At 39.7% G+C, this 14,595-nt stretch carries 11 protein-coding genes; 2 read left to right on the top strand and 9 right to left on the bottom strand.

All coding sequences use genetic code 11. From position 1 onward, the window contains the following. Positions 1–4 precede the first annotated feature (4 nt). From MHI18_RS16730 to MHI18_RS16715, 4 genes are all read right to left on the bottom strand, one after another. Positions 5–430, bottom strand: coding sequence for an Ohr family peroxiredoxin (locus MHI18_RS16730; RefSeq protein WP_340848934.1), 426 nt, complete (start codon positions 428–430; stop codon positions 5–7). A 911-nt stretch (positions 431–1,341) separates the two neighbouring features. After that, positions 1,342–2,670 carry an alpha-glucosidase/alpha-galactosidase gene (locus tag MHI18_RS16725; protein ID WP_340848933.1) on the bottom strand — a complete coding sequence of 443 codons (1,329 nt, stop codon included), beginning with the start codon at positions 2,668–2,670 and terminating at the stop codon, positions 1,342–1,344. Between the two features lie 318 nt (positions 2,671–2,988). Next, entirely contained in the window at positions 2,989–3,942 is a 954-nt protein-coding gene (locus MHI18_RS16720) for a TRM11 family SAM-dependent methyltransferase (RefSeq protein ID WP_340848931.1), read from the bottom strand. A gap of 226 nt (positions 3,943–4,168) precedes the next feature. Then, positions 4,169–5,374: an acyl-CoA dehydrogenase family protein gene (locus tag MHI18_RS16715; RefSeq protein WP_340848929.1), complete on the bottom strand. Its 1,206-nt coding sequence runs from the start codon at positions 5,372–5,374 to the stop codon at positions 4,169–4,171. Positions 5,375–5,591: 217 nt separating this feature from the next. On the opposite strand from MHI18_RS16715, the gene MHI18_RS16710 reads away from it, so the two are divergent. After that, entirely contained in the window at positions 5,592–6,950 is a 1,359-nt protein-coding gene (locus MHI18_RS16710; protein ID WP_340848928.1) for an alkaline phosphatase family protein, read from the top strand. Next, positions 6,928–8,202, top strand: a complete 1,275-nt coding sequence (locus MHI18_RS16705) for an MFS transporter (protein ID WP_340848927.1) — start codon at positions 6,928–6,930, stop codon at positions 8,200–8,202. Before MHI18_RS16710 ends, MHI18_RS16705 begins: the two co-directional genes overlap by 23 nt. Before the next feature lie 324 nt (positions 8,203–8,526). On the opposite strand, the gene MHI18_RS16700 is transcribed toward MHI18_RS16705, so the two are convergent. From MHI18_RS16700 to MHI18_RS16680, 5 genes are all read right to left on the bottom strand, one after another. Continuing rightward, positions 8,527–9,786: a multidrug effflux MFS transporter gene (locus MHI18_RS16700; RefSeq protein WP_445670006.1), complete on the bottom strand. Its 1,260-nt coding sequence runs from the start codon at positions 9,784–9,786 to the stop codon at positions 8,527–8,529. 109 nt (positions 9,787–9,895) lie between these two features. Continuing rightward, entirely contained in the window at positions 9,896–10,957 is a 1,062-nt protein-coding gene (lsrB, locus tag MHI18_RS16695) for an autoinducer 2 ABC transporter substrate-binding protein LsrB (protein WP_445670041.1), read from the bottom strand. A gap of 24 nt (positions 10,958–10,981) precedes the next feature. Further along, on the bottom strand, positions 10,982–11,968 hold the full coding sequence (locus MHI18_RS16690) for an ABC transporter permease (protein ID WP_340848925.1): 987 nt from the start codon (positions 11,966–11,968) through the stop codon (positions 10,982–10,984). Next, positions 11,940–12,959 carry an ABC transporter permease subunit gene (locus tag MHI18_RS16685; protein WP_340850308.1) on the bottom strand — a complete coding sequence of 340 codons (1,020 nt, stop codon included), beginning with the start codon at positions 12,957–12,959 and terminating at the stop codon, positions 11,940–11,942. The genes MHI18_RS16690 and MHI18_RS16685 overlap by 29 nt, the downstream gene beginning before the upstream one ends. A gap of 6 nt (positions 12,960–12,965) precedes the next feature. Next, positions 12,966–14,474 carry a sugar ABC transporter ATP-binding protein gene (locus MHI18_RS16680; RefSeq protein WP_340848924.1) on the bottom strand — a complete coding sequence of 503 codons (1,509 nt, stop codon included), beginning with the start codon at positions 14,472–14,474 and terminating at the stop codon, positions 12,966–12,968. Positions 14,475–14,595: the final 121 nt, after the last annotated feature.

Genomic DNA, 14,595 nt, shown 5'->3' with positions numbered 1-14,595 from the left:
TTGATTAGTTCACACTTACTTTAAGAGTTACTTCAACATTACCACTAATTGCTTTTGAATAAGGACACATTTGATGTGCTTTATGAACCAATGTTTCAAATGTATCTTGATCAATGCCTGATCCTTGTACTTCCAATGTTACCGCTAAGCTATACTGATGCATTTCTCCCATCAATAAGCTAACATTAGCTGTCACTTTTGATTCAAATGCCGCTTTTTCGATTTTACCAACCGATTGCAATGCACTATCAAAACAAGCTGCATATCCTGCTGCGAAAAGCTCTTCAGGACTAGTTGCTTCAGGCATTTTTTTCGCTCTCGGCGTACCAGGCATTGCGATATCTACAGTAAAACTCCCATCAGCAGAGATAGCCGTACCTTCTCTTCCTCCATCAACCGTTACTGTTTCTGTAAATAATGTTTTTGTCATTTTATATACTCCCCTTCAACTATAATTAGTTGTGCACAATTTAATTTTATAACACTTAAATAAAAAGCGCAATAAAAAAGCACTTCACTAAAGAGTTTATTGAACCTTCTCCTTTATTCCCTTTCATTTTCCTCCTCAGATAAGGTTTTTTATGAGCTATCAGCTTAAAACAAAGACTGATTCTTCCCCATTGGCGATCTATTCTTCCCTATCTAACTTTCATTCGGCCCTATCTTTTCCCCTATGAATGTTCCTCCAAAAATATGTACCTGGCTCTTTGGTCTGCTGCTTATATAACGGGTCCTTCTCTTTTAGTTACACTTTTTCAGCTAAGGGCATTAAAAATGGATTGTTTCTCTTAAGTTCTTCCTTTCCGTAGCTATTTTGAGAGTGAAAGCAACTTTTGATCGACTCTTGAACACCAGATTCAGCCCATTTTCTATTTTATTCGGCCCATTCTGGGTTTTATTCGGCCCAAAACCAGCTAGATTCAGCCCAATTTCACTTTTATTCGGCCCTATCTTTTTCCCCTATGAATGTTCCTCCAAAAATATGTACCTGGCTCTTTGGTCTGCTGCTTATATAACGGCTCCTTCTCTTTTAGTTACACTTTTTCAGCTAAGGGCATTAAAAATGGGTTGGTTCTCTTAAACTCTTCGTTTGTGTAGCTATTCTGGGGATGAAAGTAACATTTGATCGACTCTTGAATACCAGATTCGGCCCAATTTCACTTTTATTCGGCCCTATCTTTTCCTCTGTGTATGTTCCTCAAAAACTGTACCGGGCTTCTTATAATCGTTCCTTCTCTTTTAGTTACGGGTGATGACAGCTCCATTTCCTCCCTTACTATTTCTAATCACAAAAAAAGAGCTTATCCTTCAACTTTGAAGAATAAGCCTGATAAATGAAGTTTAATGAGTTGTTGCCTTTCTCTTATAATTTAAGTTCTTCCCTTTAGTAAATTTAGGAAGCCTGTCTCCATGAGCTTCAATTAATTCGTTAGTCATACTCCAGATTTCATCTAACGAAAGGACAGATGCAGTATGTGGATCCATCATAACCGCTTGATAAACATAATCAATGTTCTCTGTGAGTACAGCTTCAACTACTAGCTGTTGAACATTTATGTTCGTCATATTCATTGCAGCCAAATGAGGTGGGAGTTCACCGACATGTATTGGTTGTATTCCTTGTTTGTTAACAAGACAAGGAACTTCAACACAAGAGTTTTCCGGTAAATTAGTAATCAGATTTGTATTAAGCACGTTACCCCATATTTCTCGTGTTACACCGGTTTCAATGGAATGTATAATCGGTGCACCGTATTCGTGACTCTTTTGAAATTCGAATATTTCATTATGTTCAATCATTTTCTTTGTTTCAGCAAATTGTTTTAAATTATTTTCACTTCTCCTAATATACTCATCAATCGGAATATCATAATCTTTTATTAAGTCATCTCTTTTAATAAAATAAGGCGTATATTCTGATAGATGCTCACTTGATTCAGTAATAAAATAATTCAGTCTACTCATCATTTCAAAACGCACTTTATCTTTCGCATACACTTCATCCTTTTCCATCGCTAAAAAGAGGTCTGGATAAAGATCCTTTCCATTTCGTTTCAATTCTAGGAACCATGCCATATGGTTAATTCCTGCTACCTTATAATCTAATTCCTCTACTGGTATCCCTAAATAAGAAGCCAACTCTTCTGCTGTATTTTGTACACTATGACAAAGACCTACCGATTTTATTGAGGTAGCTTTTTGGATCGCAAGAATCAGCATAGCCATTGGATTAGTATAATTTAATAATAATGCACCGGGACAAACTTCCTCCATATCCTTACAAATATCAAGAACAACAGGAATCGTTCGCAGTGCCCTGAATACGCCTCCTACTCCGAGTGTATCTGCAATCGTTTGTTTCAACCCATACTTTTTGGGAATTTCAAAATCTATTAGAGTTGATTCGTGCATTCCGACTTGAATTAAGTTTATAACATAGTCAGCATCAACTAACGATGACTTTCTGTCAGAAGTAGCCTGTACATGTGCTACATTACCATTTTTCTCAATAATAGATTCAGCCATTTTTTTTGCCGTTTCTAATCGTTCAGCATTAATATCAGTTAAAGAAAAGATTGTATTTTCCAACTCTGGATAACTCAAAATATCAGAGATTAATCTTCTTGCAAAAACTACACTGCCTGCACCAATTATAGTTACTTTCATCATACACCCTCCATTTCACTTTAAAGATATTAATTGTTAAAAAATAGGAGTCATCCATTAATTCATCCATGCCGTAATTTTTTCTCTTTTGTTCTATGCTGTATCTGTTTGACCTGAAATAGTCTCATCATGATTGGTAGATATGGATACATTTGTTGGCCATGTTATATACCTTCCGCTTGTTAATGATTTTCCTTTTTATCATTTCTTTCTCTGCAAATTCATATTACCAAAAAATGAGATTTCTTACAATTATTATTCAGAAAATTGAATTTATTTTAAATAAAAGAGGCCACTAAATTACAGTGGCCGGTTTTCTCCTCACACACAAACTACAATTTGTCTTAAGAAGTTTCCTTTTTTCGCGACACAACGGTCGGTGATTTCATATCCGGCTTCTTTGATCATGTCGTCCATTGTTTCGATGGTTACGACGATGACTTTTTCTGCGAAGCTTCGGGCATGTTTGAGTATTGAGAGTTGATCTTCTGGCGTTGCATGAGTGTATAGGTTGTAGGGCATATCAATTATGGCTACATCGTACTTTTCAGTAACATCGGCAATCGGTCCTGTTGTGACGTCGCCCTGTAAGCCAAAGTAGGCAATATTTTCTCTTGATCCATCTGTTACGAGCGGGTTGATGTCACGACCAACAATATCGATCCCCATTGATAGTGCTTCAACTAATACGGTGCCAATTCCGCAGCAAGGATCAATAACCTTGATTCCTTCTGGGTTCGGTACAGCGATATTCACTATCGCTCTCGCCACACGTGTACTTAAAGCGGTTGAATATTCACGTGGTTTTTTAAGATGGTGCAGCCATACGGATTCGCTTTTTATATAGTTTCCTAAATACCAACGGCCGCCTAGTGTGACAATCCCGAATATTTTGTCGGGGTTTTGAACATCAGCTAATCCTTGAACTTTCCAACCGATATCACGTTCAATGTTCCGTCTTTCCCAATACCCAATTTTCACTGAAGGATCCAGGTCATTAATTTTTACATACAACACCTTGAATGTGGTCTCACCTAATTCTATTTGGTCTGCCTGATCGACAATTTCAGAAAGAGTATCTCCTTCAAATAATACTTCGATCCGTTCTTTTATAAATGGACTTCTGCTTGGATTTATCGCGATCGGCGTTTTAATAATATTCGTTTCCGATTCCACGCCAAATAATGAACGCATTTCCATCCGGCATAAAGATACTTCGTCTGGACTGTATGCAAAGGTATATATATAAACCGGCTCACGGTTAGTCTTCTCCACTGTTTTCCCACCCTTTATCGCTTTTCTATATTCCCGTCTCAAATGATAACCATATCGCGAAAAAGGGAGAAAAGCAATGGCGGAGATAGCCAGCCTCCGTAAATGAAAGCGTTAGCTGAAGTCATTCCTCAAAGTCCAGTCAGGTTTCATAATGTCCCTCGACCGAATCGCATAAAAAAATGCCGAATCTGGACATCGTCCTCCATTCAGCACTAAGCGTTTCTATTTAATGAACGGTTACCTTTTCGAAAGGCCACGATGGCAATTGTTTGCGGAGCGGCTTATCCTCTCTATATCCAAGTGCATATTCACCTTGCATCACAGTATGGATTTCTCTTGTGCCTTCATAGATTACGGGTGCTTTTGAGTTTCGAAGATATCGTTCTACTGGATACTCATCACTATATCCATAAGCCCCATGGATTTGAACGGCGTCATTTGCAGCTTCATTTGCTGCATTACAGGCAATCCACTTAGCGAGTGAGGTTTCTTTGGTATTTCGTTTCCCTTCGTTTTTCAATGTTCCTGCTTTATAAACCAGCAGCCGCGCTATTTCTAAGTTTGCACTCATTTTCGCAATCATTTGCTGAACTAGCTGATGTTTGCCAATCTCTTTCCCAAATGTACTTCGTTCATGACAATATTTAAGACTTGCCTCAAAGCTTGCTTCAAGCAAGCCGACAGCACCTGCGGCGACGGTAAAGCGCCCATTATCTAGTGCCGACATGGCAATTTTAAATCCTTCTCCTTCTTCTCCTAAACGATTCGCAGCCGGCACTTTCACATCATTAAAAAAGATTTCTCCTGTATTCCCCGCGCGAATCCCCAATTTCCCTTTAATGGCTTTTGATTCGAATCCTTCAAAAGTGCGCTCTACAATGAATGCAGTAATCCCTTTTGAGCCTAAATCATGATCTGTTTTCGCGAATACTAGAAAATGATCTGCATAATCACAAAGTGAGATCCACGTCTTTGACCCATTTAATACATAATAATCCCCCTCACGCTTAGCTGTTGTCTGCATAGCCGCTACGTCAGATCCTGCGTTTGGTTCCGTCAAACCAAATGCACCAATCTTAAGTCCTTTTGCCTGGGGGACTAAATAGGTTTGCTTTTGTTGTTCTGTTCCCCATTGCAAAAGGGTCATAGTGTTTAAGCCAGTATGTACCGAAACAGCGGTCCGATAGGCAGTATCACCTCGTTCCAATTCTTCACAAATAATTGCCAGCGTATTATAATCCATTCCGAGTCCCCCGTATTCTTCTGGAATACAGACCCCCATTAATTCGAGCTCTGACAGGCGTTTTAAAATTGATGGTTGAAACGCTCCCTGTCGATCCCACTCTTGAATGTACGGAATAATTTCCTTATCAACAAACTTCCTTACTACCTTTTTTACACTTTTCTGTTCTTCGGTTAATTCAAAGTTCATCATTAACATTCGCCTGCTTTCATTTCAGAATAGTAGAAAAAAAAGAACGGAGAATCATAGAATGGTTGATATAAGCATAAAATAATTATCCGAATTTTACAATAATTACAACTAACTATAATCACATAGACCATATTTCCTTGAAATTTATGACAAATACTTCCTAATTAATAGTAAGATGGGGTAACAGGAACCTAATCAGTTGGGAGGGTTTAATATGAAAGCACTTACAAACCGTCTGATTGTCATCTCTTTTGACTGTCTATCCTCTTCAGACTATCAATTAATTAGAACACTGCCGAATTTCCGACGTGTCTTAAATGAAGGCTCTTATGTCCAACATGTTGAAGCCATTTATCCTTCGTTGACCTATCCCAGTCATGTGTCCATCGTGACTGGGAATTACCCTAAACGCCACGGAGTCATTAACAATACCTTGCTGCAACCGGGGGTATCTTCCCCAGATTGGAACTGGTACCGTTCTGATATTAAAGGTACGACATTATATGATGAAGCCTATAAAGCAAACCTGACAACCGCAGCTCTGTTGTGGCCAGTCACAGGGAAGGCCAAAAGCATTCAATACAATCTGCCTGAGATATTTGCAAATCGTCCATGGCATAACCAAATAGCTGTATCACTCTTAAACGGCACACCCGCTTATTTATGGGATCTTAACAAGCGCTTTGGGCATATCCGTAATGGACTGAACCAACCCGAATTAGATGACTTTGTTTTAGAGTGTACGATCTATACTATGCAAACAAAAAAGCCTGATTTACTACTTATTCATTTTACCGATTTAGATACAAGCAGACATCAAAATGGGGTCTTTTCAAGTGAAGCTACTGAGGCGATTCATCGACATGATAAACGGCTTGGCCGTATTCTGGATGACCTTGAAGAAAGAGGAGAATTAGCAGAAACCACTATAGTTGTTTTGGGGGATCATAGTGCATTGGATGAAAATAAAGCAATAAGTCCTAATGTTATTCTGTATGAAGAAAACTTGATTACGGTTAATCGAAATGGCAAAATCACTGATTGGAAGGCCTATTGTAAGAGCTGTGACGGTTCAGCATATATTTACCTCAAGCACCCTAAAGATACCCAAACCTTGAAATCCGTAAAAGACATTCTTACGAAATTAGCCGCTGATCCTGCTAAAGGAATTGAATATGTCTTGACCGGAGAAGAAGCGGGCAGAAAAGGTGCTGATCCTGAATGTGCATTTATGATTGAAGCAAGATCCGGCTATTATTTTATCGAAGATTACCTAGGTAACTATCAAAAGAATGTGACCGCGTTTGACGTAATGACAAATAAAAAATACATGTTTGGTGCACATGGCTATTCTCCCGAAAAACAAAATTATACTACCTTTTTAATGGCATCGGGTAAAGGCATTTGTCCAAATAGAATCATTCCTTATATGCATTTGACTGATATTGGTCCCACATTAGCTAGACTTCTAGGTTTAGATATCGGCCAAACGGATGGACATATCATCGAAGCGTTATTGGATATTAACAACGTCCAAAGGGGGGCAAGTTATGAAAAAAATGTCCGTGCCTGAACGAAGCTGGGCGTTTTACGATTGGGCAAATTCAGCTTATTCGATTGTGGTCGTTACTGCCATTTTCCCGCTATTATTTAAATCTTCAGCAACGAATGCTGGAATCGCAGCCTCCACCTCCACTGCCTATTGGGGATATGCGAATTCTATTGCTGCACTTCTCATTGCGATCTTAGCCCCGCTTCTAGGTACGCTTGCGGACTTTAAAGGCTTTAAAAAACGTTTTTTCATCTTTTTTGTGTCCTTAGGTGTTTTATTTACGATGATGCTGGCCGTCATTCCACATGAAGAATGGTTGATCTTATTAATCTGTTTTATTTTTACTTCTATCGGCTTTGCAGGAGCAAATATCTTCTATGACGCTTTTCTTGTCGACGTAACCAGCTCAGACAGGATGCACCGTATTTCTGCTAATGGTTTTGCGTTAGGCTATATAGGAAGCACCATCCCTTTCATTATCGGTATTGCACTTATTATCTTGTCACAGCAGGCTTTCATTCCACTATCCGTAACTGTTTCCAGTCAAGCGGCTATTGCCATTACTGCTTTATGGTGGGGACTTTTCACCATTCCCATGATTAAACACGTCGAACAGCAATATTATGTAGACCGTGTTCCGCGCCCTGTAACAGCCAGTTTTAAGAAGCTTATTAAGACGATAAAAAATATAAAAGCTTACCGAGCCTTATTTCTATTCCTCCTAGCCTATTTCTTTTACATAGATGGGGTGAATACGGTTATGACCATGGCTACCGTTTTTGGAACAGATTTAGGTCTTGATTCCACTAGTCTTCTGCTCGTATTATTCATCACACAAATTGTTAGCGCACCCTTAACCATTTTATTTGGGAGGCTGGCAGAGCGATTCAATGATAAGAAAATGCTTCTTTTCGGCATTCATATTTATATCACGATTTGCATCTATGCTTACTTTATTAAAACGGTTGTTGATTTCTGGATCATCGCTATGATGGTGGCTTCCGCACAGGGAGGAATTCAAGCATTAAGCCGTTCATATTATGCTAAACTTATTCCTAAACAATCCTCTAATGAGTTCTTTGGATTTTACAATATAATCGGAAAATTCGCGGCTATACTTGGCCCGGTACTGGTCGGAATAACAGCCCAATTAACGGGAAATACCAGCAATGGCTTGTTTAGCTTAATCATTTTATTCATTATCGGCGGCATACTTTTACTCCGCGTTCCTGATCAAGGCAAACCTGCTTCCCCACCAACGATTTCCGTCTAAAATGCGATTGTTGATTTCCGTTCTAGGCGTTTCACTTTCTGCGGGCGGGCGGTGATCCTCCTCTCCCCTCAACGATCTTTCTATATTTAATTCAAATCGGGGGAATTACGAAGAAAAACCTTTCCGACAAATCCGTTCGAACAGAAAGAAACAAAGATTATTAAGTTGAACACAAGTGATTCTGAAAGCAGAGACAATTTAAAAATTAGAGACCTAGGTGCCTTGATAAGCAGGGAAATTCCATGAAATGTGTTGAAAATGCCAAAAGAGGTACGGAATGAATCATTCCTCACCTCTTTTGGCTACAAACTGAGGGCAAGCCATTTAGGCTTTCTCATTTGAATTACCCTTTTTCAGCATCGGACGGGCAACAATAAAGTAAGAGAGTATCGCGATTATTTGGCTGCCTACTATGACCAGACCCATTGGAAGTGGACTATCTTCTCCTCCAAGTCCCACGAGCGGAGCCACTATAGCTCCTAGTATAAATGGAATCAGTCCGAGTAAAGCCGCAGCACTTCCCGCATGACTCCGCTGATTCTCCATTGCCAAAGCGAAGCTGGTTGTTCCAACGATTCCCACACTTGCAACCGAGAGAAACAAGCCAATCAATATGACCATAAGGTCCGCTTGAAGTATGATTCCAGTTAAAAGAATCATTCCACCTGTCATCGCCATATATAAACCAAACACAAGTAAGACACCTTCCTTCACTTTTCCAGCGAGTCTTCCTGTCACCTGTGAAGCTAGAATAATGCCCACTCCATTTATAGCGAAGATAAGACTAAACATTTGGGCTGATACGCCATAAAGATTCTGCAATACAAAAGGTGAACCTGATATGTAGGCAAACATTGCGGCTGAAACAAACCCCTGAGAAAAAGCAAAGCCTATAAAAATTCGGTCCTTAGCAAGACGAGAAAATGTACGGAAGGTGTTCGCGATACTTCCCTCATTGCGCAGTTCCTTTGGCAATGATTCAGCTAACCCCCAAAAGGCTGCTGCAATCATCATCATACTAAGGATACACAATACAATAAATACACCTCTCCATGATGTGAACTGCAGGAGCTGCCCGCCGAAAACAGGCGCTAAAATGGGGGCTGCTCCATTTACAAGCATGAGCATCGAAAAAAACTTGGTTAATTCAGTTCCAGAAAACAGATCGCGGACAATTGCCTTCGAAATTACGATCCCTCCAGCACCTGATACTCCCTGTATAAATCGCATCAATAGTAACATCTCAACCGACGGAACGAAGGCACATGCAAGTGAGGAAGCACTATAAACAGCCAGTGATAAGATTAGCGGCATTCTCCTGCCTCTTGAATCACTCAATGGTCCTAAATAAATCTGTCCTACAGCCAAGCCAAGCATACAGGCTGTTAAACTGAGTTGTGCTAACGAGGTACTGCTATTCAAGTCATCAGCAAGGGACGGTAACCCTGGCAAATACATATCCAAAGATAATGGACCGATTGCCGCAAACGAACCCAGCACGAGGGCGAGCCAGATCATTCTTCTTTTTGAACTGCTTGAATTCATCTGAAACCGTTCCATAACTGCTTTTCCGCCCTTCACCATTGTTTATTCTTACGATACATCCTGTTCCTTCCAATCACAAGATAAAATAAAAAACTGATTCGAATGGCTGTCTTCCTGCAGCCCATTGAATCAGCAATTAGTGAATCACCTAAAAATCATACTCATCAATATTATCCTTTGTAAAAACGACTCGTTCTGGTAGAAGGATGATTCCGCTGTCATCAGCAGTATAATCATAGCCTTGGATAGAGTTAGGTTCAATTTTCACTTTCCCAATATCCGGTACCTCAAATTCATCTCCCACCTTTAAATCCTTTCCTTCTACCGTCATAAGATAAGCCACATAAGCCGCAATTGCTCCTTGTTTTTTCACATCCCATAATCCAAATTGTTTAACTGTATCCCTTTTAACGAACTCTCTCATGACATTCGGTGTAGAAAATCCGGTTACGACCACCTCTCCCGCTTTCTTTAAATTTTCCGCTGCTTGCGCCATAGCTGGAAGTGCCGTTGCATCCGGACAAATTACTGCATCAATGTCTTTATATGTTTTTAAGATACTTTCCCCAACTGCCAATGATTTTTGTGCATCATTTTCGCCATATTGTGTAGTGACGACTTCCCATCCAGGATATTGATCCTTTACAATCTCTTTCGCTTTCGTGACCCATTGGTTTTGGTCGGTCACTGTTGGACTAGAGTAAAAAAAGGCTACTTTTCCTTTATCCCCTATTTGATCATAGGTCATTTTGATTAAGAGTTCAGCCAATTGGTCGGGTGTTCCTTGATTAATATAAAACGAACGATCCTTAGGGTTAACGTCAGAATCCCAAGTTATAATTTTAACCCCCCGTTCTTTTGCACGTCTGAGTGATTGACTCAATCCATCCACCGAGACCGACGAAATCATTAAAGCATCATAGTTCTGGTTCACATAATTATTAATAAACTGAACTTGGCCGGCAACGGATGCTTCTGTGGGACCGTCATATTTCAATTCTACATTGAGTGATTTCGCCATATCTTTGGCACCTTGACCACCAGAAGTAAAGAAACCGACACCTACTAGTTTCGGGATAAATGCTAATTTCACATCCTTTTTCTTCTCTGTTTTCTCTCCTTGTGAGTCAGCAGGCTTGCTGGTATCTGAACAGCCTGACAATGCTGCAAACAATAATAATGTAAACGCTAACAATAATAGAGACTTCATTTTCTTCAAAACGATTCCCCCTTATTATTTTTTCATGATGGAAAGCGATTTACTCAACTTCTGCCAATGCGTATTTCTGAGTAAAACAGCAAGTATAAGCATGGTTCCGACCACAATATTTGTTTGTTGGCTGGTCATATTGACCATTTGCAGTCCATATTGCGTCATGCCAATCACGATACTCGCAATAGCCGTGCCCATGATACTCCCTTTTCCCCCGAAAATACTAGTACCCCCTAAGACAACTGCTGTAATAATAGGCAAGACCGCTTCGCTGCCAAGATCTGAACGAGCTGAACTAAAATATGAAGTTAGAATGACACCACTTAAACCACCCCCAAATCCTGCTAACATATACGTACTCATAATGATTAATCGGGTATTAATCCCAGAATATCTAGCAGCCTTTGCATTGATTCCGACGAGAAAAACGTTCCGTCCGTAACGAGTAAAGTGAAGAAGGAAGCTAAAGAATAAGATAGAAAGCCCCAATATCCAGATTGGATTTGGTATACCAAACAGCTGACCATTTGCAAGTTCTACAAATTCATAAGGGAAACCACTGATTCCTTCATAGCCTGATACACTTGAGCCTCCTGAAAGAACGAGAGCGATTCCTGTGAAAACGAACATTCCTCCCAATGTAACAACCAGCGGCTGTACATTTGTCCAGGCAATCAATATCCCATTTAAACAACCGGCTAATGCAGCAACCAATAAAGTAATCAACAGCGCAATCCATATATTTATTCCATTCATCCAGAGAACCCCAAGAACGATGGATGATAACCCCATCATGGCTCCGATAGAAACATCTATTCCACCTGTTATAATGACAAACGTCACAGGAATGGCTGCTAACGCAATATAGACAAAATCATTCATACTGTATAAGAGATTATTTAGGTTAAGAAAACTGGGAGATAATTGTCCAAACAAGAATAGTTCAATAACAAGGAATACAACAAGAGCAAATTCCCATTTAAGTAATCGTTGTCGTTTGTCTTTCACCCTTACTGTCTCCTTTCTGCCTATTCCTATTTATTCTGGTCGATTGGTTACGAATATACGTTTGGAATTGAGAATCCCCCACAACAATGGCCAATAATAAAAAACCAGAAATCGCGTCATTATAATAGGCCGGAATCTTTAGGTAAACAAGTGAGTTACTAATAACAGTAAAAAACACAGCGCCAAGACCAGCACCAATCACACTTCCAATCCCACCAGTTAAACTTACACCGCCAAGGACCGCCGCTGCAATAACCTGCAGCTCCATTCCGCTTCCTGTTTGATTGGGAACAAACCCGATGTTCATGACAAATAATAAGGCTGCGATTGAGGCAGATACAGATGAAAATATAAATGAGAGGACAAGGACTCTTTTTACCGGTAATCCTACTGAAACTGCTCCTTCCTCATTATCTCCTACCGCATAAAAGCAGCGCCCTGACTTTGTCCTTGTCATATACAAATGGCAAACAACTACAAGTACAATGGCGATCCAAACAGGCAGACTTATTCCTAGAAATGCCGCCCCAGATAACTCTTTGTAAAAATTGGGTATGTCTTCAATCCACATTCCTTCTGTAAATAAAAGCATCGTTCCCCGAATGATTCCTAACATACCTAGAGTCATGATAATGGAAGGAACCTTGCCGTATGCAACTCCTAGTCCATTTAATAGTCCAACAATAACGCCGGTTAACAAGACCGCCGGTACAATTATCCATAGACTATAACCATCTGTGAGAAGAATGCCTGCAACCGCTGCTGATAAACCCATCGTGGAACCGACTGAAACGTCAATATTAGCAGTTAGTAAAACAAAGGATTGACCAATTGCCATAACGAGAAGAATAGCACTTGATTTAATCAATAAAGCAATCGTATCTCCTGTAATAAATTCTTTGTTAATCGATCCAACTAGGATAAAAAAGCCGACTAAAAAAAGGACAATCGAAAGCTCCCTTGCTTTTAACACCCTGATTAAAAACGGCATCATCGTTTACTTCACCCCGCTCTGAACACCAAATGCATAAGAAGTTATTTCTTCAAGAGTGATATCATTTTCAGTTAGGATCGTAACCATGCTCCCATCATGCATCACGAGTACCCGGTTGCTTAACTGCTGAATTTCTTCCATGTCTGAAGTAATTAATAAAACGGCTAATCCGTTGACTTTTAACTGGTGAATCATGCGATAAATATCGTTGCGTGCATGTGCATCAATGCCCCGTGTCGGTTCATCTAAAATAACCACCTTTGGATGCGCTGCCAAATATTTCGCAAGAACTACCTTTTGTTGATTCCCTCCAGATAAATTCTTTAGTTCTTGATCAATGCTTTCAGCTTTAATTTGAAGATCAGCTAGATAGGAAACTGCGAGGGCTCTTTCCTCTTGAAAAGGGAAAAGAATCCCTTTTAGACGGTGGAGGATTGTAGATGTAATATTGTTTTTTATAGATGTAATTGGAAAAATCCCATGTGCATGACGATCTTCAGGTACGTAAACCAAGCCGGCATTAAGTCTGCGACGGAAGGAATCATTGGTGATATCTCTTTCATTTAATACGACTTTTCCTGCCAATATTTTTTCAAGACCTACAATTGCTTCTGCTAATTCCGTTCGACCAGCCCCCACTACTCCAGCAACTCCAAGCACCTCTCCTGGAAATAGTTGGAATGAAATCCCTTCAAATCGATTGCCTGTAAGATTGGTTACCTCTAAGGCTACTTGGTTAGTAGTCGTTGTCTGTTTCAATAAAAGTTTTTGTTTTTCCCTGTTCTTCTCCTTTGGTGGAGTCTGTGAAACAAGTCCTTCCACCAAATTTTCGTAGGTAAATTGCTTAACCGGTCCTCGTAAAGATATGACACCATCTCTTAAAATGGCGACTGAATCAGCGAGTGTGAAAATTTCTGAAAACCTATGCGTGATGTAAAGGACACCCATCCCTTCATTCGCTAATCGCTTAATGTTAATAAAAAGGGAATCAATTTCTCCGAAAGTCAGCGTAGAGGTCGGTTCATCTAATATCAAAACTTCTGCCTCCCGAACTAATCCTCGGATAATTTCCACAAGTTGCTTTTCAGCAATCGTAAGCGTTAAAGCACTTCTTTGTATATTCAGCTTCCACCCTAGCTTTTCAAGTATAATTTTGATTTTTTTTTTACATTTGGCTCTATTCTCAGGCATTCCAATCATTATATTTTCTTCTACGGACATATTAGGAAAAATCAACGGTTCCTGCGGCACAAGATAAATACCATGTAAATGGGCTTCATGCGTATTTGTAAAAGATACAGCTTTTCCTTTTACCCTCATCTTTCCGTCATCTGGTTTATATAAGCCGGTAATAATTTTCATTAATGTTGATTTTCCTGCTCCATTCCCTCCTGCCACAGCAAAGATTTCTCCAGATTTAAGGGTTAAATCTACCCCCTTTAACACAGGATTTCCGGCAAAATGCTTATACATGCGTTCAATTTCCAGTAAAGGAACTTCGGTTTTCTCCATCCCATTCCACCTGCCGTTTTATTCTTTTGTAGTAATACAAGTACACATTAATTAATATGTTCTCAGTAATAGGAATAGTTCCATTTCAAGTAAAGAAGTTTACTTTTATCCAGTGCTTTTG

It is taken from the genome of Peribacillus sp. FSL H8-0477, assembly GCF_038002765.1.
Classification (GTDB): Bacteria; Bacillota; Bacilli; order Bacillales; family DSM-1321; genus Peribacillus.
Note: the sequence above shows the minus strand (reverse complement) of the source record. Positions and strands in the feature narration are given on the sequence as shown.